We start from the raw sequence: 19,413 nt of genomic DNA, 5'->3' as shown, positions 1-19,413 counted from the left end.
CGACCTGCGCGGCCGGTCACCCGCTGTTCACCGCTGCGTTGGCGGCACCATCGAAGGTGTTCACAACCGCCGTCCAGCGTGGGCCAGGTGAGCAGTAGCACGGCCTCGGCGGTCGCACCACCACTGCCGTCGGGCCGGCCGCAGCCGATAGAGCTGGTCGTCGGCTCGCCGTACGGCATCGACAACTGGCTCGGCGGACCGGCGGGTCGCTACGACTTCGTGTTCGTCAACAACGAGGGCGCCGGCGCGGAGGTCTACCTGGAGGATCCGGCGACCGAGCGGATCTATCTCGAGGTCGAGCACTTCGGCCGCGGCGTCAGCCGTGCCGTCACGGCATCGGTGCCGCCCGGGACGTACCGCTGGGTCTGCATCACCGACTACACGATCAAGTACAGCCGGCCGGTCGTCGTCACCGGTGATCCGCTGCCGTACGACGTACACGGGATCGTCCCCGTGACCGGCCTCGACCTGCGGATCCCGATCAACGCCTACGTCGGCTGGATCACCGGACGGCTGCCCACGCTCACCCGCCAGGTCGAGCAGCTACGGCACGACGTGCAAGCCGGCGACGCGGCGGCCGCCCGACGCGACTGGCTGATCGCCCACCTCACGTACGAGACGCTGGGCGGCGCCTACCGCGCGTACGAGGAAACCGGTGACGACATCAACGCCGACCCGCCGCGCGGCATCGCGCGAGACCGCCTCGCCGACGCGGACTTCGCGGGCTTCCGCAAGATCGAAGCGATGCTGTGGCGCGACCGGCCGGCGGCGACGATCACGCCGTACGTCGACGCGCTGCTCGAGGCTGTCGGGCAACTCGCCGACGAGCTCGCACTGCCGAACGCGATCACGCCGATCGACATGGGCCGCCGGGCGCACGAGATCCTCGAGGACGCGCTGCAGTGGGACCTGAACGGGATCGGCGACGCCGGCAGCCAGACCGAGCTGGCGACCGTGGACGCGAACATCACCGGGGTCTGGCAGGCGCTGGACCCGCTGCGACCTCTCCTGCGCAAGCAGAACCCGTACCTGCAGCAGACCGACGAGCAGCTCCAGCTCACCCAACACCTCATCCGCAGCCACCACCACGAAGACGGCTGGGTCGGGCTGGCGGCGCTGTCCGCCCGGCAGCGGGCCGCGGTCAACGCGGCCGTGCAGCACAGCGTCGAACTGCTCTCCCACACCGCGGCCGTCCTCGACCCGCGCAACGCCACCCGCGACCGAGGCCCGATCACCCATGACTGACCACGACATTGCGGTACCGGACATCGCCGTACCATCCGGGCGGCCGTTCGAAGGCAGCTACCAGGCCGGCATCCTCGACCCTGTGCCGCACGCGGCGATCGTCGTCGCGTTCCTCGTCACCGCGGCCGACCGGCCGGGGCTGCGGCAGATGTTCCAGACGCTGACGGCGACCATCCGGTACCTGGTCTCCGGCGGCGACGCGCCGACCGGACGCGGCAGCGACGACGGTCTCGTGTCGACGCCGTACGAGAACGGCGTGCTCGGCCCGGGCACAGTGCCCGACGGTCTCACCGTCACGGTCAGCGTCGGTGCAAGCCTGTTCGACGACAGGTTCGGCCTCGCCGACGTCAAACCGGCCCGGCTGCGCGCGATGGACGAGTTCCCGAACGACGCGCTCGACCCCGACCGCTGCGACGGCGACCTGCTGCTGCAGATCTGCGCCGACCACCGCGACACCGTGCTGCACGCGCTGCGCATCCTGATGCGCGCGACCCGCGCCGACCTGCAGGTGCTGTGGCAGCTGGAAGGCTTCACCAGCCCGCCGCGACCGAGCGGGACGCCCCGCAACCTGTTCGGTTTCAAGGACGGCACGGCCAACCAGGAGATCCTCCACCGGCCCGACCTGCTCGACGAGCTGGTGTGGACCAAGGCCGGCGGCGACGAACCGGACTGGGTGACCGGCGGTTCGTATCACGTGGTCCGGCTGATCCGGATGTTCGTGGAGTTCTGGGACCGGATCTCGATCAACGAGCAGCAACGGATCTTCGGCCGCGACCGCAACACCGGTGCACCGCTGTCCGGCCGCCCGGGCGAACGCGTCGCCGGCCAGGAGGAGTTCCAACTCCCGAGCTACTACCGGGACGCACACGGCAACACCGTCCCGCTGACAGCCCACACCCGCCTCGCCAACCCCCACGACGGCACCGCCGACGACCGGCGGATGCTGCGCCGCGGCTTCAACTACAGCGCCGGAATCGAGCCCAACGGCCAGCTCGACCAGGGAATGATCTTCATCTGCTTCAACGCCGACCTCGACCGCCAGTTCGTCGCCGTACAGACTCTCCTCATCGACGAACCCCTGGTCGACTACATCTCCCCCTTCGGCGGCGGCTACTTCTTCGCCCTACCCGGCGTACAGGACGCCGACGACTGGCTGGGCCGCGGCATGCTCGACTGAACGGGTATCAACAATGCGCGCTGAAAGGGATCAGCCCTCGGACACCAACTCAGGTGGCCCCACTGAGCAGGGCTCTTTGATGGCTTCACTGGTCTCGTGGTTGGTAGCTCACTTGCAGACCTGGCGCTTCGTACAGCGGTCGCATTCGCCTGATGGCAGCTGATGCCGACTCGTGATCGCGGGCACGGAGCCGGCGATTCCGGTTGTGCTGCGGCTAGTCGTGCTGCAGTGCGGAGAGGTGGTGCAGGTCCCCGTCGGCGGTGAGGACAAGTTCATTGGCCGTCGGGGCGATTGCGGCGGCCATGAGGCCCGAGTGCGTTGCGATCTCGATGACTGGGCCGTCGAGGATGATGTGTACCGGTCCGGGCTCGTGCGGCATTGTCCAGGATGCTCCGGCGACTCGTAGGGTCAATTCAGACGTTGTCACGGTGATGCAGGCGACGGGTTGATCGCCGGAGGAGATCGTGAGCTCGGTGCCGGTCCAGCTGAGCTCGGCGGCGAGGCCCTGGATCCGGCGCTCGCTCGAGGACGGCCGTCGATGCACCGCGAGGCCGGGGTGTGGTGTCACGACGAGCCGGCCACCGTCGATGCGCAGGACGTAGGGAATGCTGTGTGCCCCGTTCCAGCCTGCCGTCGCGTCGCCGACATGCCGCAACCAGAACATCACGCACGCGCGGCCGTCGGCGTCGCGGAAGTACGACGGCGCGTAGTGGCTCTCGCCGAAGGTCAGCCGGCCCCACGTCTCGGCGTCGAATCTGCCATCGCGGTGTACGCCGATCGCGTACGCGACGTGGTGCAGTACGTCGTCGTCCCAGACGGAGGTGATCATCACGTGCCGGCCATCGATCTCGAGAAGCTGCGGGCATTCCCAGAGCGCACCTGTCCACACCGGATCTCGGTCCTTCCGCGACCGCCGCGCGGCGACACCGTCGTACGCCCACTGCCGGAGATCGTCGGATACATAGGAGAGCGCTGCCGCGCTGTCGTCCTTGAGGGCGGCGCCGACCCACATCCGCCACTGGGTGCCGTCCCGGAAGACGAACGGATCGCGGTAGGCGAACAGTTCGACGCCGGCCGGCGCCTCGGCCACCACGAGGCCTTTCCGCCAGTTGATCCATCGGGCGTCGATCGGCGTCGCCATACGCACACGTCCGACGCCGATCCCCGGTTGCTCGACCGAGGTGTAGAAGATCCTGTCTTCACCTGCGTCGTCAGTCACCAGGCAGCCGGTCCAGACCCCGTCGTCGCCGTCGCCCGGCCCGATCGCGATCGGCAGTGTCTCGAAGGAGAACAGATCTGGAGACAGCGCATGTCCCCAGCGGCAATCAAGTGCCCACTCCAGGCCTTCAGGGACGTGCTGGTAGAACAGGTGGTACTGGCCGTCGCGGTAGGTGATGCCGTGGGGATCATTGATCCATCCGCGCGGCGCGGTGAAATGAAATCGCGGACGCATGTCTGCCTTCTTGTGCTGGGGAACCCGCTGTCAATGGTTGATCTGGGCAACGGATTCGCGGACGACGATCGGGCAGGGTAGCAAGGTGGGGTGGGTTGAGCGGTACCACGCGGTGCTGCTGCTCTGGATCAGTCGGGTCAGGGTGGCGACTGCCCAGGCGCCCATCTCGTAGTGGGGTAGGGCGACGGTGGTGAGGGCTGGGTGGATGCTGGCCGCGATGGGCGCCTGGTCGTCGAAGCCGACGATCGACACGTCATCGGGAACTCGCAGGCCGAGCTCCTGGGCGGCGCGGTAAGCGCCCATTGCCATCCTGTCGTTGTAACAGAAGATCGCGGTCGGCCGATCGGCTCGATCGAGCAGGTCGAGGCTGGCCGTGTAGCCGCCGCCGGCCTCCGATACACCCGAGGCGATCAGTTGGTCGTCACGCGGGATGCCTGCCTGCTCGAGACCGCGGAGGTACCCGACCAGGCGGCCCTGGGTGGCCGGGACCTCGATGCTCGAGTTCGCGAACGCGATGCGTCGGTGCCCGGCGTCGGCCAGCAGGGCAATGAGATCGGCCGCCCCACTGGCCTCGTCCGGTAGAACGGCGGGTACGACGCCCTGCCGGTCCAGAGCTCCTATCAGCACCGCCGGCACCGCGCGCAGTTCGCGCGGCACCGACACCTCGTGGTGGAAGACCGTGGCGTAGATGATGCCGTCGACCTGACGCTCGATCAGCGCCCGGGCGTCGGCGCGGCGGGCGTCCGCGCCGGCGTCGAGATGCGAGTTGATGATCGCGAGCGTGAGGTTGTGCCGACTCGCTTCCTCCTGCGCGCCGAGGATGATCCGGCCGGCGTGCGGGGTGGTCGCGATCTCCTCGGTGAGCAGGCCGATCATGTCCGACGCGCGGGTCCGCAGCCCGCGGGCGAGCCGGTTCGGGGTGTACCCCAGGTCCCGGGCGATCGAACGCACCCGGTCCCGGGTCGCCTCACTCGTTCGGGTGTGCGGCGTCTCGTTGAGCACGTGCGAAACCGTCGTGACGGACACCCCCGCGGCACGCGCAACGTCCCGGATGCCCACCTTTGGTGTGACCGCTTCCTCGTCTGCCCCGCTCATCGGCCCGACCTCACTCGTCCCAGAGGCCGTGTTCCGGCCATCGTCGCGGTAGCCGCTCCTCGACCGGCGCCAGCTCGGCATGCGGCGCGTGATCGCCCAACTGGTACCAGTACGCGACGCTCGAGTAGTCGTTCCCCTGATCGTTGGCGTGCCCGTGCTCGATCGACACCCGCAGACTCTTCTCGAACCGGACCGGGTCCTCGATGTGCCAGCGGAACATGCTCCACAGCCCGAAGTGCTCCTGCGGGCTCGCACCGAGCGTGATGCCGTGGTAGGGGCCGGCGTACTCGCCACTGGGGAATCCCCAGGCGGCGCCGAAGTAGTCCTCCGTACCGGTCCCGTGCAAGGAGGGCGGCCAGACCTCCCCGTCGATGAAGAACATGTCGTCGCCCTCGCCCGGCCAGGTGAATTCCTGGTTGGAGGCGTCGAAGTTGTCGATGCTGAGCACGCAGCCAACGTAATGCCCCGTGCCGGTCGCATCGAGGATCAGGTAGTTGTCATCCCCGGTCAGGTTCGTCCCCGGCAGGTCCCACGGCGCCGGGCTCTCGAGATCGGTGGTGTGACGTACGGCGGTCGTCGGCTTCTCCTGGCGGTAGTACGCGTGGAACCGCGCGACGTCGTCCGGGATCGGCTGCTCGCTGAGCTCGTAGTCGACGTAGTAGAAGAGGTTCTCGATCGGCTGATCGCTCTCGTTGCGGATCTGGATCCTCGCGTGACTGCCGAACGGCATCGGGAAGTAGCAGTTCATCGCGGCCGCGAACGGCCCCTTGGGACCCCGCCGTGGGCCGAACACGGCGTTCAGCGGAAGCGAGATGTAATGCTTCGCGACCGCGTGCCCGACGCCGAAGAAGTCGCCGAGCGGCGCTCGTACGCTCGGGTTCTCCTCCCCGTCCCAGAACATCTCGATGACGAGCTTGCGCAGGTACTTCTCCGAGTAGCACCGCGTGGTCAGCCAGATGTGCTCGATACGTCCCGCCCCGCTGATGTCGGCGATCACGAAGGTCTCCCCCGCGGGCACCACCGCGAAGTCCCGGTTGCCGCCACTGCGGTCCCAGCTCGACTCGCGCCGCGACCGGCCGGACTTCACGTGGGCCAGGCCGCCGAGCGGACTGTTGGGTTGCCAGAATTCCATATCTTCTCCGAGGTTGTGTGGTGCTGTCAGCCCTTGACGGCGCCGAGGGTCAGGCCGGCGACGATGTGCCGCTGGAGTGCGAGGGTGAGCAGGATGACGGGGACGGAGTAGAGCGCCGAGAGCGCGGTCATTCCGCCCCAGTCGAGGCCGAACTGGGTCTGGAAGTTGGCGATCACGATCGGCGTGGTCTGGGCCCGCACCGACGTCAGCAGCAGTGCGAACAGGAACTCGTTCCAGGACGCGAGGAAGGCGAAGATCGCCGTGACCGCCAAGCCGCCGGAAACGACCGGCAGTACGACGTGCCGGAGCGCCTGCAGCCGATCGCTGCCGTCGACCTTGGCGGCTTCTTCCAGCTCGACCGGGACCGCCTCGAAGAAGCTCGACATCAGCCAGATCGACAGCGGCAGCGAGATCGTGGTGTGGGCGATCGCCAACCCGATCGTGGTGTCCGAGATGCCGAGCCGCCGCATCGTCTCGACCAGCGGCGCCCCGACCGCGATCGTCGGCACCATCCGGGTGACCAGCGCCGCGACCACGAAGATCCGCCCGCTCGGCGTTCGGTACCGGGTGATCGCGTACGCCGCCGGGACCCCGAGCGCGAGCGAGAACGCAGTACTGAGCACCGCGGTTCCGACGCTGTTGATCAGCGCAGGTACGACGCCTTCCTTGCCGAGCGCGGCGACGTAGTTGGCGAGCGTCCACTGCGACGGCAACACCTGGGGCGGTACGGCGATCGCGTCGAGCGGCGTCTTGAACGACGTCAGCAGCAGGTAGCCGAACGGGAATCCGTACAGCACCAGTACGGCGACCAGCGCGCCCCACAGGATGACGCGCTTCGGGCCGCGACGGGTCTCGAGGCCGTTCACGCCTGATCACCCCCGGGCCGCCAGATGGCGAAGATGGCGACCGCGGCGACCACGAGCATCCCGATCAGATAGACGGTGCCCATCGCGCTGGCCAGACCGGGATCGCCGTTCCGCGTCATCGTGCGGTAGATCAGCAGGCTCAGGGTCGTCGTACTGTCCTGTGGCCCGCCGCTGGTCTGGATCAGGATGATGTCGAACGCGCGGGCCGCATCGATGCCGCGAACGATCAGCGCCACCGCGATCACCGGTCGCAGCAGCGGCAGGATGATCCGGAACAGCAGCGTCGGGAACCGCACGCCGTCGATCCGAGCGGCCTCGATGACGTCACCCGGCACGTTCTGCAGTCCCGCGAAGAGGACGAGCGTGATGAACGACGTCGTCAGCCAGATGTCCGGCAGCGCCACCGAGAACAGGGCGATCTTCGGATTGCTCAGCCAGGAGATCTGGTCCGTGCTGTGCAGGAGTCCGGCCCGGCGGAGCAGCTCGTTGAGGATGCCGAAGTTGTCGATGAGCAGGAATCGCCAAAGGATGCCGGCTACCACCGGGGCGACCATGAGTGGGTACATGAACACTGTCCGGAACACTGCCGACCGGCTGCCGAGCGCCGCGAAGAGCAACGCCACGGCAAGCCCGAAGGTGAATTCGAGCGCGACCACGATGGCCGTGTAGACGATCGTCCGCAGTGCCGCTCCTTGGAACGCTGCCGAACCGAACGCGGTCGCGAAGTTCCCGAAACCCACGAACCGCCGCGGGCCGCCGGCGATCGGCGAGATCTGGTAGAACCCGTTCGAGACGAATCTGAGCAGTGGCCACGCCACGAAGGCGGCGAGGAACAAGGCGGCCGGCGCGATCAGTGCGAGCGCGAACCGGCGGTCGGTGAGGCGCACAGGAGTGTCCTTCGGAGTCGGTCTACTTGACGATCGCCTGGATCTGAACCTTCGCCTGTTTCAGCAGTGCCGCGTTGTCCGCGCCCTTGGCGACCGCCTTCTGCAGCATCGGCGTCAGCACCGACGTCACGATCTCCTGCCATTTCGGTGTGGCCGGCCGCGCGATCGTCGCTGGAGATTTCAGCGTCGTGAGGATCGCCGGGTAGTTCTCGTGCCCGGCGACGCCGGCCTGCGACTCGAACGCCGAGATCCGTGCCACCAGGCCCAACGACGTCTTGATCGAGAGGTCGTTGTGCGCGTAGGCGAAGGCGATGAACTTCTTGGCCTCGGCCTGCTTGGTGGTTGCCTTCGGCACCGAGAGGTACCAGGCGCCGGGTACGCCGGCGATGCCGCCGGGGCCTGCGATCATCGCAGCGACACCGATCTTGCCCTTGACCTTGGCGTTGGCCGGGGTCTGGGTATAGGCATGTCCCCAGAAGCGCATCATCGCGAGCTTGCCCTGGTAGAAGAGGTTCTGAGCGCCGGCCCAGTCGAGTTGCGCGGCGCCGGGTGGCGCGTAAGGCAACAGGCTGGTGTAGAAGTTCAACGCTGCCAGGTGATCGGCGTCGTCGATGGTGACGTTGCCGCTCTTCGGATCCAGAACCATCGTCTTCTCGCCGGTCTGCGAAACCGTGGCCAGCCACTCCGTCTCGACCGCACCCTTCACATCGGTGCCGTACAGATCGGTCTGGCCGTCGCCGTTCGTGTCGCGGGTGAAGAACGCGGCCACGTCCTTGTACTGCTTCCAGCTGGTCGGCGGCACGAGGGCGTACCCGTACTTCGCCTGGAAGGCAGCCTTCTCCTTCGGGCTGTCGAAGAGATCTTTCCGGTAGTACAGGATCTCGGAGTTCGTCCAGACCGGCATCCCGACGTACGACCCGCCGACCTGTGCCTCGGTCACCAGGCCCGGGAACAGATCGCGCTTCACGTCGTCGGTGAAAAGGTCGTCGAGCGGCGAGACACCGGCCGAGAAGGCGCTCAGCCAGATGGCGTCGAGCGCCGCGACGTCGAACGACGTCTTGCCCGATCCGAGCTCGGTCTGGATCCGGTCGTAGAGACCGTCGTACGGCAGTTCGACGAGGTCGATCGTCGTACCGGTCTGCTTCTTGTAGAGATCGGCGATCGGCTGGAGCTCCGCCTTTCCGCCACCCTCCACCAGGACGGTGAGCTTGCCGGCGGCGCCCGCCGAGCTTCCACCGGCACCGCATCCGGCGATTGCCAGGATCACGCTCGTCGCTACGGCGATGCCGGCCATCGCGGTCCGGAGACGACCGCTCGTACTGCGAAGCTTCATGCTCCGACTCCGTTCCAAGCTTGTGATTAAACGTTTTGGCAAAACGTCTTGGCAGCAGTGTTTGCCCGCCGGTGCCGGTCGGTCAACGCCAAACTTCCGCCAAACAGGTGCCAAACCTTTTGGCATCGGCGACGATCTTGCCGCCGCCTGACCGCAGTCCTACCTTCGGATCAGTTCCGCTCTGCCAAAACCTTTTGGCACCTTCGAGAAGGAGCCGCCGTGAACTCCTCCACCCCTCCGGACGCACGTCTCTCGCGCCGGGTCTTCCTGGCAGCCGCGGCCGCCGTGAGCGCCGCGGGCTACCTCCAACTGCCGACTACGCCGGCGGCTGCGGCCCTGGCCGCGGACCCGGCGCCGCGACCGCACAACACGCTCCTCGGCGTGCTCTGACCCACCGCAGCTCACCTCACGAAAGGGAAGATCATGCCCTCGACGATCTACGACGTCACCACCTGGACCATCCCCGGCAGCCCATCGACCACGGCGTACACCGACATCGGCGCGATCGTGAACAGCATCATCGCCGACATCAAGACGAACCAGCCGGCGCAAGCCTCCAAGCCCGGAGCGGTCATCTACATCCCACCGGGCGACTACTCGCTCAAGACCCGGATCGTCATCGACGTCAGCTACCTGCAACTCAAGGGATCCGGACACGGCTTCACGTCGTCGAGCATCCGGTACAACTCCGGCGACACCTCCGGTTGGCACGAGATCTGGCCGGGTGGCAGCCGGATCCGGGTCGAGAACTCCGACGGCAACGCCGAGGCCATCCTGATCAGCCGCAGCGGCCTCCCCCGGCTCAGCTCGATCGAGCTGCTGGACTTCTGCCTGGACGGCGTCTCGTTCACACCGAACCAGAACAGCTACCTCAACGGCAAGATCGGGATCCGATCGACCACGGCCACCGACTCGCTGCGGATCCGGGGCCTGGGGATCATCTACCTGGAGCGCGGGATCGTGATCACCGACGCCGACGCACTGCACATCCAAGGCAACTTCATCTGCGAGAACGGCAGCTGCATCGAGCTCGTCAGCTCCGGGCAGGCCAGCATGGTCAACGACAACATGATCGGCGCCGGCTACGTCGGCTTCTCGATCTTCGCCGAGAACCACTTCGGCCTGATCGTCTCCGGGAACAACATCTTCCCCCGGGGCAAGAGCTCGGTGCACCTGAAGAACAGCACGAACAACACGATCAGCGCGAACCGCCTGCACGCCTTCTATCCGGGGATGATCCAGTGCGAAGGCGCCTGCCACAACAACCTGATCGGGTCGAACCACTTTCTCCGGGTCCCCGAGTCGTTCCCCGCGATGACCGGCTTCAACAACGGGCTCGACGATCTGTTCGGCCTGGTGCAGCTCAACGGCAGCGGCAACACCGTGGTCGGCAACCACTTCTCGTTCGACGTACCGGCCGCGAACATCACGCCGTCCGGAGCGACCCCGACGATGGTCCTGGTGAAGTCGGGGAGCAACAACTACGTCGCAACCAATCACACGGCCGCGAACGTCGCCGTACACACCGTCGTACTCGACGGATCGACGGTCAGCACGAAGGTCCTCGACTGCGGCACCACCGCGGAGTTCCAGGCGTTGAGCGGAGCGACGTACGGGTTCCGGGCCACGCCATGACCCGGCTCGCCGTCTTCTTGGCTGCGGTTCTCGCGCTGACCGGCCTGACGGCGATCCCCGCCGCCGTGGCCGGCTCGCCGTCGGACTATCCGGAGTATCCGTACGCCGCGACCGACTACACCGAACCGTTCCGCGGCCAGTTCCACTTCAGCCCGCAGAACGGATTCATGAACGACATCAACGCCCCCTTGTACTACCGCGGTGTGTACCACCTGTTCTTCCAGCACAATCCCCACGGGCTCAGCTGGGACGCCGCAGTGCACTGGGGACACGCGACGAGCACGGACCTGGTGCATTGGACGCAGCAACCGATCGCCCTCGAACCCGGCGTACAGAGCGGCACCCTCTGGTCGGGATCGGGCTGGGTCGACGTGAACAACGTGACCGGGTTGAAGGTCGGGTCCGACGACCCGATCCTGTTGTTCACCAACACCAACGGCGTCAGCATCGCGTACTCGACCGACGGGGCGAAGACCTTCCAGATGTACAACGGCGGCGCGAAGGTCATCACCGATCCGGTCGAGAGCCGAGACCCCAAGGTGCAGTGGGACCCGCAGCACAGCCGCTGGGAACTCGTCACGTTCCGGGCCGGGACCGGCGCCGCCTTCTACACCTCGACGAATCTGCTCGACTGGACCTATCGCGGCGCCTACTCGGCCAGCTGGTTCGTCGAATGTCCCGACCTCTACCAACTGCCGGTCGACGGGAACGCCAACGCCCAGAAGTGGGTCCTCCAGGATGCCAGCGGCGAGTACGTCACCGGCTCACTCGACGCGAACGGACTGTTCGTCGCGGACTCGGCGACCCAGCAGCGGATGGAACAAGGAGTCTCCGGCGCGGCCTTCCCACCGTCCACCTGGTACGCGTCCCAGACCTTCAACCAACTGCCGAACGGCCGCATCGTCCAACTGGGCTGGCAGCCGAGCAACGCCGGCGTGACCTGGACCGGTAACGCGTCCTTCCCGGTCGAGCTCGCTCTGAAGACCTATCCGGAGGGCATCCGCCTGACCCGCAATCCGGTCAGTGAGATCGCTACCATCCGTACGTCGACGCAGACCTGGGGAACGCGCAGGATCACGACGGATCCGGCGACCGATCCACTCAGCGGCAGCTCGGCCGACACGTACGAGATCAGCGCACAGTTCGACCTGACCGGCGCGACCGCCTCGGAGTTCGGACTCCGCCTGCACGCGCGCTCGGACGGATCGAGCGATCGCACTGTCGCGTACGGCGTTGCGGCGCAGACCCTGTACGGCGCGCCGATGCCACCGATCTCGAACCACGTCACGATCAGGCTTCTCGTGGACCGTGGGCAACTGGAGGTCTTCGGCAACGACGGCAAGACCGTCGTGAGCGACAACGTCGCCTTCGACTCCTCCCCCGCAAGCCTCGGGCTTCACCTGTACGCCGTCGGTGGTGCGGTCACACTCACCTCACTCAGCTTCTCCCCCATCGGCTCAACCTGGACGCCCGCCCCCGAGGGCACGGCTCCCGCCGGCGCCATCGCGTCGACCACGCGCCAGGATCTCTGCGTCGATCGCGATGTTGCCAGCGGCAACGTCCAGCTGTGGTCCTGCCTGGCGAACTCCAATCAGACCTGGAGTCTCGACAGCGCCGGAGAGCTGAAAACAGGAGGCGTCTGTCTGCAGGTGCCGTCCGGCCAGACGGCGAACCTGACCTTGGTGCACGTTGCGGCCTGCTCAGGCGGCGGCAACCAGAGGTGGCGCCAAGGCAACTTCGGCTCACTCATCAACCAGGCCTCCGGGCGGTGCCTGGACCTACCCGAGGCCGACTTCACCAACGGCCGCCAACTGCAGATCTACGACTGCGTCGGAACCCGCAACCAGAGCTGGGTCGGCCCGTCCTGACCCACCCGAGCCCCCGGGGTGGGCGCCATTCGGATGGTCAGAGCTTCGGCTTGCCTGGTTGGTAGAGCCAGGTGTGGAAGAACGTGCCGAGGTCGCGGTGGGTCAGTCGCTCGACGAACCGGATGAAAGTCTGCGTCGAGACATTGCCGTGCCGGTAGGTCGCCGGCCACTGCTTGAGCACGTGGAAGAAGGCGCGGTCACCGATCTTCAGGCGGAGCGCCCGCAACGTCATCGCGCCGCGGTTGTAGACCAGGTCGTCGAAGATGTGGTCCCGCCCGGGGTCGGCCACCGCGCCGCTCCAGTCCTTCTCGTTGGCATAGGCGTCCGCGAAGCTCTGTTCCACCGGGGTGCCGTTGAACTTCTCCTGGTAGAGCCACTCCGAGTAAGTGGCGAAGCCTTCGTTCAGCCAGATGTCCGACCAGTGCACCGGACTGAGACTGTCGCCGAACCACTGGTGGCCGAGTTCGTGGGCGAGCAGGTCACCGTCGACGCGGCTGGTGCGCTGGTCGTACACCGGTCGGCTCTGCGTCTCCAGGGCGTAGTGGACGCCGACGTCGGCGAGGATGCCGCCGGTCGAGTCGAACGGATAGCGCCCGTACAACGACGACTCCCACTGGACGATCTGCGCGGTGGTCTTGTTGAACACCTTGCCCTGACCGGCCACGGTGTCGATCGACGTACCGATCGCGGTGATGTTCCGGAGGCCGTCGGCCGTCACGCTGCGGGTGACGTTGTACTTCCCGATCGCGAGCATGGCCAATTCGCTGGCCATCGGCTGGTTCATGTGCCAACGGAAGGTGGTTCGGCCGTTGTGCTTGGTGGTCGGACCGGGTTCACCGTTCGCCAGCACGGTGAGTCCGGTCGGCACGGTGATGGTCTCGGTGTACGTCGCTTTGTCGTCGGTCGTGTCGTTCACCGGGTAGTAGGTCGCCGCGCCGATGGGCTGGTTGAGTGCGACCGCGCCGTCCTTGGTGGCGACCCAGCCGGAAAGTCCCAGCGCCGGGTCGTCGATCTTCTGCGGGACGCCCGCGTAGGTCACCGAGACGACGAACGTGCTGCCTCGCCACAGTCCGTGTGGCGGGGTGATCACCAGCTCCTGCGTATCTCTGCGGATGAAGGATGCGTCGCGCCTGTTGACCGTGAGCTTGCTGATCTTCAGCGGTCCCTGGAAATCCAGGTCGAAGCGGGAGAGACTCTGCGTGGCTCTGGCAAGGATCGTCGTGGTCGCGTTGATCGCCTTGGTCCTGGGGTCGAAGGCGAGCCTGATGTCGTAGTGGCTGACGTCGTAGCCGCCGTTGCCCATCTCGGGGAAGTACGGATCGCCGGCCCCTGCTGCACCAGGCGAGAACTGCGACACCCGTCCGGGCGCGGCAGTCGCCGTCAGGTTGGTACCGGCCACCAGCCCGAGGGCCAGTGCGCAGATGATCAACAGGTAACCGCGGTGACGGTCGAAACGTCCCACAATTCCTCCTTCGCAGCCCTCGACGACTGGCACGATCGGACGATTCATCGGGCCTGATCCGCAACCATCGCCAGGTGAATCTGGCTCACTCTACAGTCCACTACTCGACAGGTCAGCCAGATTCGAGACGTGGAAATAGCGCCCGGTTCAGGCAACTACCTCGGCGCGGCACCGGCCTCCGTGCTCGAGGGAGGCCGGTGCCGCGGGAAGCGATTTGTGGGTCAGATTGGGAGTGGGTCGTAGTTCGCGCCGAACGGGGCGTCCGGCCTTGCGAACTCCCCCATCAGTGCGCGCCTCAGGGGTGTGGTGCGCTCGAGGAACTCTGGGTCGTTGCTGAGACGGTCGGCCGGCCGGACCCATGGTGGGCTGTAGACGTAGTGGGTTGTGAAGCGGTCGTGGTCGCCGTCGTGGCGGAAGGTTCGGTGCCAGACGCCGTTGTGGAACACCAGCGCAGCCCCGGCCTCGGCGCACACGACATGGCCGATCGCGATGTCGCCCTTGCTCTTGCGAATCGAATCGGGGAGACCGACCCGCGAGCGGTGGCTGCCGGGGATCAGCTCCATGTTGCCCATGCCGGGCACAGTCTGATCGGTGAGCAGATACGACACGCGGAGCTGAAGCAACGGAACCGGGTATCCCAGGTCCTTGAAGTCGAAGGCGGACGATCCGTCCTGGTGCCAACCACCGTTCCCCGCGTGCGCCGGCTGCATCGTGTTCCAGCCGGCCTGCAGCACGAAACGGTCGCCGAGCAGACCCTGCACCTTCGGAAGGACGTCAGGATGATCCATGAGCCGCTCCAGAACCGGCTCGCTCTCGTAGGTCCGGCCGATCTGCCCGAACTCGCGGTCGCGGTTCTCGTGCAGACGGCGCGAAACGTCGTACGCCTCGGCGGCCTCGTCCTTCGTCAGGACGTTGGGGATCACGAAGTAGCCCCACGACTCGAAGATGAAGCGGTCGGTCTCGGTCAGCGGACCTTTGTCGACGACGGGATCGAGCATCACTGTGCCCTCTTCTTCAGGTTGTCGGAACCAGAGCGGTCACGATCCATCCTGACGCCAGTCGTATACCGATAAACATCCGACTCACCTAGATCAGGTGCTGATCTTGAACTTCGGCGACGTCACGAGCTCGGCCAGCTGGCGGGGCGTGAACACCGGTTGCGTCAGCGGCGATCGTCCCGGGCCGGCGCCCATCTTGGCCTGCGCGAGGATCACAACGGTGCCGTCGTCGTACCGGTAGGCGGCCCACTGGTCGTAGCTGCCGCGTCCGTTGGTGGTCAGCACGCCGACCTTCTTGCCGCCGACGTCCATGACAGCGCAGGTACCGGTCCCACCCCAGAACTTCTGCGCCATCGTGCAGGGGGTCGTCGCCGGTTTCCCGTCGGGCGTGGTCGACTGCACCAGCAACCTGCCGACCCGATCGTTCTGCTGCACCGGGATGGCAGCCTGGTACTCCCAATAGTCCTGCTCCCCGTCGCTGGACGCGTACTGGGCCTGCGGCCATCTCATCGAGCTACCGTCCGGGTACTTCAGGTCCGGTGAGCTGAAGCCCGGCGGGACAGCCGAGGTCAGGTCGCGCATCAACGTCACGGCCCGTACGGCGCGAGGCCCCGCTGTCGCCGTACGGTCGACCTGGCCCTCCGGCCACGGGTCACCGGACTTCCGCGTCGTCGGCGGCACCAAGGTGGAGGCCGGCCGCGGCGTAGCCACTGGCTGTGTCGTCGGCCCCGACTGCGTCGTGCTGGGTCCGCCCGCCACCATCTGGCCGGCCGGCCGGCTACCGGCGTAGTTCGCGACCAGGACGGAACCGGCCCCGATGCCGACCACCAGCGTCACGGCGGCGGCCCCGGCCAACACCGTCGTACGCCGCTTGCGCGCCCGGCGGGCCTGGTCCAGAGCGTGCGCGGGATCCATCGACGGCGGCGGGCTGCTGCGCACCATCACGTCGTGCAATGCCTCGTTGAGATCCTCTTCGTTCATCGAACCCTCTCCTCTTCCAGCAGACCGCGCAGCGTCGCCAGCCCGCGCGCCGCCTGGCTCTTGACATTTCCTGCCGAACAATCGAGCAATGCGGCTGTCTGATCGACGGACTGGTCCTCCCAGTACCGCAGGACCAGTACGGCGCGTTGCCTCGGCGGCACCTTCCCGAGCGCCTCGAGCAGCACGAGCCGTTCGTCGGCGAGGCCGGACGACGGCGCCGCCCGATCGGTCTCCGGAGACCCGACCGACTCGTGCCGGAACCACCCCCGGCGCCGCTCGGACAGAAACGTACGTACGAGCGTCTGCCTGGTGTAGCTGTCCATCGCCTCGTGCCGCTGGATCCGCCGCCAGGCCAGATAGATCTTCGTGAACGTCTGCTGGACGAGGTCCTCCGCGCGATGCCAGTCGCCACACAGCAGGTACGCCGTGCCACGCATGGCGTCGGAACGTGCCGCGAAGTACGCCTCGAATGCGGCGTCCCGATCACTCATCTGTCCTCCTCATCCTCGGTACCGGGTTAGACACGCCTGCGGACGCGAAGATGGTTGCATCCGGCGCCCGCTCAGCTGGTTCACAGGTTGGGTGTTGCTGTTGGCCTTGGTGAGGTGGGTGCCGTTACGTTGAGGACGACACTTCCGACCGAGAGAGGACGCGAACATGTCCGCGATGGATGCAAAGTTGGACAAGGCGTACGAAACCAAGGCGCTCGAGGAGCTGGCGGACGCGCCGGTGGCAGCTCTCCAGGGCGTCAGCGATGGCGACGCCGAACACCTCAAAGCAGCGTTCAACATCGTCACCGTCCGGGACCTCGGCACCAACAAGTACTTCCTCTGGGCCCAGGCCATCGCCAAACTCGCGGAGTAGGTCACCGCGCAACAGCCCCACCTCGGGCCGGTCCACGAGTTACCCTCGCCCGGCCCGAGTGCGCGCGGCTGTCGCGGAACGGCCTCAGACTCTGGTGGTATGGCGGTAGTGGGATGGGGACTGGCCGGTCTGGTTGGTGAAGACGCGGCTGAGGTAGAAGGAGCTGCGGTAGCCGCAGCGTTCGGCGATTGTTCGAAGGGTCTCGTTGGTCTCGGTGAGCAGTTCGCGGGCCTTGCGCACGCGGGTGCGGCGGAGGTAGTGGACCGGGGTGACGCCGTGGGTGGCTTTGAAGCGGCGCGAGAGCTGGGCGGGGCTGATGCCTAGCAGGTCAGCCAGGTCTCCCAGGGAGAGGTCCGGCGAGGTGAAGTGGTCGTGGAGGTAGGCCGTTGCCTGGCGCACCAACTCGTCGCCGGGGACTTCGCGATGAGCGCGTAGTGCCATCAGTACGAGGTCGGTGACGATGTGTGTCGCGATCACCTCGGTGTGGTCGTCGAGCATCTCCAGGTCCGCACGCAGCCGGTCGAGGTCATGGAGTCGGGTGCGCCCGGCCGGTGGAGCTAGTTCGGTGCTGAAGCGGGCGTGGAGGAACGCGGTGGGGAGCTGCATCCGGCGCCTCAGCGCACCGCCGGGCGGGCAGATGACGATGTCCCCGAACGTCGCCACTCCACGGGGTACACCGGTGACTTCGAAGGCGAATGCGCCGCTCCTGGGCAGGAGCAGGCTCCAGGTCTCATAGGTGTCGACGGCGAGGCTGAACTGCTCCCGGCGTGGCGCGAGCAGATAGCCGTCGAGCGTCAGCATGGCAAGAAAGTACATGCACACGTTCAGATTGGCTATGCCACAGGGGGTAGGTGCAGCGGCAGAGTGCATGCCATGGTCGATGTCTGTGTTTATGGCGGCACTCCCGCCGGCTGTGTCGCTGCGATCACCGCGCATCAGGAAGGTGCGTCCGTCGTACTGATCGAGCCTGGCCGGTGGCTCGGCGGCATGCTCAGCGCAGGGATCAAACCCCGGCAGGACTGCCCGATCCCCGTCGCGGTCGGCGGTCTGACGAGGGACGCGGTCTTCGGCTTCGGTGAGCACCCGCACGACGTCCTGCGTGCCTTCCACCAGTGGATCGCGGACGCGGGGATCGAGGTGTACTTCGAGCGCCGCGCCCGCGCGGTGAGCCGCGACGGCAACCGCATCACCGCGATCCAGCTGGAGACCTCGACGCCCGACCGCTGGGGTGTTCCGCTGCCGGCGAACGAGTCGGTGCCGGACCTCGACGTACGGGCAGAGGTCTTCATCGACGCGTCGTACGAAGGCGACCTGATGGCGCTGGCCGGCGTCCCCTACCGCACCGGGCGCGAGTCCCAGGAGGACTTCGGCGAGGAGCTCGCCGGTGTAAGGCCGGTCACCAACTGGACGCCGATCGACCCCTGTGTCGGCGGCAGACTGCTCCCGCTGCTCGACCCGGACCACGGTCACCCGGTCGGAGCGGCGGATGACTACGCGCAGGCGTACAACTTCCGCTTCTACGTGACCACCGATCCCGCTGCCCGCCGGCCCATCACTCCGCCCGGCAACTACTCGGCCGACGACTACGAGCTCGTACGGCGGTACGTCGCTCACCTCGGGACCGACCTCGAGGCGCTGCGCGGGATCTTCCCCGGCTGGCTCAACTCGGGCGAGTACAACTACCAGCGAGCCTCCCTGATCACCAACGCACCGGTCGGCATGAGCCGCGACTACCAGGACGGCGACTGGGACACCCGGGCGCGGGTCTGGCGGCATCACATCGACTATCTGCGCGGGCTTCACCACTTCCTGTCGACCGATCCCGCCGTACCCGCTGAGTTCCGCGCGGAGACCGCCGCGTACGGGCTCGATGCGAGCGTGTTCCCGGACACCGAGGGATGGCCGCCGCAGCTGTACGTGCGGGTGTCCCGCCGGCTCGACGGCGCCTACACCGTCACACAAGCGGACGTGGCCAACCTGTCGGACCCTGGCGACAGCGTCGGACTGGCCCTGTTCGGGGTCGACGTCTATCCGGTACGACGGATTCCGCATCGTGACACCACCACCGGGCAGCTCGGTGTCGCAACCGAAGGCGACATGTTCATCGGCGGGCATCTCGGAACCGGCCGGCCGTATCCCGTGCCGTACCGGGCCATCACGCCGAAGGCCGCCGACTGCGGCAACCTGCTCGTCCCGGTCTGCCTGTCCGCGACACACATCGGATACGCGGCGACCCGGATGGAGCCGGTCTTCTGTGTGCTGGCCGAATCCGCGGCAGTCGCTGCGGTGCAGTCCGTCCGGGCGCGGACCGACGTACAGGACGTCGACATCCCCGCGCTGCAGTCCCGGCTCGTCGAACGGGGCCAGGTCATCCACTGGAAGCCCTGAGGACGGTGCAGTCCTCAGTTGGGGTCCAG

At 67.0% G+C, this 19,413-nt stretch carries 18 protein-coding genes; 7 read left to right on the top strand and 11 right to left on the bottom strand.

The genetic code is table 11. The features are described 5' to 3' along the window. The first annotated feature begins 87 nt into the window (after positions 1 to 87). The gene (locus JOF29_RS17865; protein WP_209695308.1) at positions 88 to 1,245 is read left to right on the top strand and encodes an EfeM/EfeO family lipoprotein; all 1,158 of its coding nucleotides are present in this window, start codon (positions 88 to 90) and stop codon (positions 1,243 to 1,245) included. Beyond that, positions 1,238 to 2,422 (top strand): Dyp-type peroxidase, encoded by a 1,185-nt coding sequence (locus tag JOF29_RS17860; RefSeq protein WP_209695307.1) that lies wholly within the window; start codon positions 1,238 to 1,240, stop codon positions 2,420 to 2,422. The genes JOF29_RS17865 and JOF29_RS17860 overlap by 8 nt, the downstream gene beginning before the upstream one ends. 214 nt (positions 2,423 to 2,636) lie before the next feature. On the opposite strand, the gene JOF29_RS17855 is transcribed toward JOF29_RS17860, so the two are convergent. From JOF29_RS17855 to JOF29_RS17830, 6 genes are read right to left on the bottom strand one after another with little or no spacing between them, the layout of a single operon-like run. Continuing rightward, positions 2,637 to 3,875, bottom strand: a complete 1,239-nt coding sequence (locus tag JOF29_RS17855; RefSeq protein WP_209695306.1) for a glycoside hydrolase family 32 protein — start codon at positions 3,873 to 3,875, stop codon at positions 2,637 to 2,639. A 30-nt stretch (positions 3,876 to 3,905) separates the two neighbouring features. Further along, positions 3,906 to 4,970 carry a LacI family DNA-binding transcriptional regulator gene (locus tag JOF29_RS17850; RefSeq protein WP_209695305.1) on the bottom strand — a complete coding sequence of 355 codons (1,065 nt, stop codon included), beginning with the start codon at positions 4,968 to 4,970 and terminating at the stop codon, positions 3,906 to 3,908. 10 nt (positions 4,971 to 4,980) lie between these two features. Beyond that, the gene (locus JOF29_RS17845; protein ID WP_209695304.1) at positions 4,981 to 6,102 is read right to left on the bottom strand and encodes a glycoside hydrolase family 172 protein; all 1,122 of its coding nucleotides are present in this window, start codon (positions 6,100 to 6,102) and stop codon (positions 4,981 to 4,983) included. A gap of 26 nt (positions 6,103 to 6,128) precedes the next feature. Next, positions 6,129 to 6,968 (bottom strand): carbohydrate ABC transporter permease, encoded by an 840-nt coding sequence (locus tag JOF29_RS17840; protein ID WP_209695303.1) that lies wholly within the window; start codon positions 6,966 to 6,968, stop codon positions 6,129 to 6,131. Next, positions 6,965 to 7,855: a carbohydrate ABC transporter permease gene (locus JOF29_RS17835; RefSeq protein ID WP_209695302.1), complete on the bottom strand. Its 891-nt coding sequence runs from the start codon at positions 7,853 to 7,855 to the stop codon at positions 6,965 to 6,967. The genes JOF29_RS17840 and JOF29_RS17835 overlap by 4 nt, the downstream gene beginning before the upstream one ends. Positions 7,856 to 7,877: 22 nt before the next feature. Beyond that, a complete protein-coding gene (locus tag JOF29_RS17830) occupies positions 7,878 to 9,188 on the bottom strand; it encodes an ABC transporter substrate-binding protein (protein ID WP_209695301.1) in 1,311 nt (436 codons plus the stop codon). Positions 9,189 to 9,407: 219 nt separating this feature from the next. On the opposite strand from JOF29_RS17830, the gene JOF29_RS17825 reads away from it, so the two are divergent. Genes JOF29_RS17825 through JOF29_RS17815 form a run of 3 tightly spaced genes read left to right on the top strand, consistent with a single transcriptional unit; the run spans position 9,408 to position 12,691 of the window. After that, the gene (locus tag JOF29_RS17825; RefSeq protein WP_209695300.1) at positions 9,408 to 9,578 is read left to right on the top strand and encodes a hypothetical protein; all 171 of its coding nucleotides are present in this window, start codon (positions 9,408 to 9,410) and stop codon (positions 9,576 to 9,578) included. A 33-nt stretch (positions 9,579 to 9,611) separates the two neighbouring features. After that, positions 9,612 to 10,823 (top strand): NosD domain-containing protein, encoded by a 1,212-nt coding sequence (locus JOF29_RS17820; RefSeq protein ID WP_209695299.1) that lies wholly within the window; start codon positions 9,612 to 9,614, stop codon positions 10,821 to 10,823. Next, complete coding sequence (locus JOF29_RS17815) at positions 10,820 to 12,691, top strand: ricin-type beta-trefoil lectin domain protein (RefSeq protein WP_209695298.1); 1,872 nt, start codon at positions 10,820 to 10,822, stop codon at positions 12,689 to 12,691. Before JOF29_RS17820 ends, JOF29_RS17815 begins: the two co-directional genes overlap by 4 nt. A gap of 37 nt (positions 12,692 to 12,728) precedes the next feature. Here the strand turns inward: JOF29_RS17815 and JOF29_RS17810 are convergent, their stop codons facing one another. From JOF29_RS17810 to JOF29_RS17795, 4 genes are all read right to left on the bottom strand, one after another. Further along, entirely contained in the window at positions 12,729 to 14,153 is a 1,425-nt protein-coding gene (locus JOF29_RS17810) for a M1 family metallopeptidase (protein ID WP_209695297.1), read from the bottom strand. 221 nt (positions 14,154 to 14,374) lie between these two features. Then, positions 14,375 to 15,151: a phytanoyl-CoA dioxygenase family protein gene (locus JOF29_RS17805; RefSeq protein ID WP_209696191.1), complete on the bottom strand. Its 777-nt coding sequence runs from the start codon at positions 15,149 to 15,151 to the stop codon at positions 14,375 to 14,377. Positions 15,152 to 15,244: 93 nt separating this feature from the next. Beyond that, positions 15,245 to 16,132, bottom strand: a complete 888-nt coding sequence (locus JOF29_RS17800; protein ID WP_209695296.1) for a hypothetical protein — start codon at positions 16,130 to 16,132, stop codon at positions 15,245 to 15,247. Next, entirely contained in the window at positions 16,129 to 16,623 is a 495-nt protein-coding gene (locus JOF29_RS17795) for a SigE family RNA polymerase sigma factor (protein WP_209695295.1), read from the bottom strand. The genes JOF29_RS17800 and JOF29_RS17795 overlap by 4 nt, the downstream gene beginning before the upstream one ends. A gap of 175 nt (positions 16,624 to 16,798) precedes the next feature. Between JOF29_RS17795 and JOF29_RS17790 the strand changes: the two genes are divergently transcribed. Further along, positions 16,799 to 16,996, top strand: coding sequence for a hypothetical protein (locus JOF29_RS17790; protein ID WP_209695294.1), 198 nt, complete (start codon positions 16,799 to 16,801; stop codon positions 16,994 to 16,996). Between the two features lie 84 nt (positions 16,997 to 17,080). On the opposite strand, the gene JOF29_RS17785 is transcribed toward JOF29_RS17790, so the two are convergent. After that, positions 17,081 to 17,797 carry an AraC family transcriptional regulator gene (locus JOF29_RS17785; protein ID WP_209695293.1) on the bottom strand — a complete coding sequence of 239 codons (717 nt, stop codon included), beginning with the start codon at positions 17,795 to 17,797 and terminating at the stop codon, positions 17,081 to 17,083. Between the two features lie 72 nt (positions 17,798 to 17,869). Between JOF29_RS17785 and JOF29_RS17780 the strand changes: the two genes are divergently transcribed. Continuing rightward, positions 17,870 to 19,384, top strand: coding sequence for an FAD-dependent oxidoreductase (locus JOF29_RS17780; RefSeq protein ID WP_209695292.1), 1,515 nt, complete (start codon positions 17,870 to 17,872; stop codon positions 19,382 to 19,384). The last annotated feature ends 29 nt before the right edge of the window (positions 19,385 to 19,413 follow it).

It is taken from the genome of Kribbella aluminosa (genome assembly GCF_017876295.1).
Lineage (GTDB): Bacteria > Actinomycetota > Actinomycetes > Propionibacteriales > Kribbellaceae > Kribbella > Kribbella aluminosa.
Note: the sequence above shows the minus strand (reverse complement) of the source record. Positions and strands in the feature narration are given on the sequence as shown.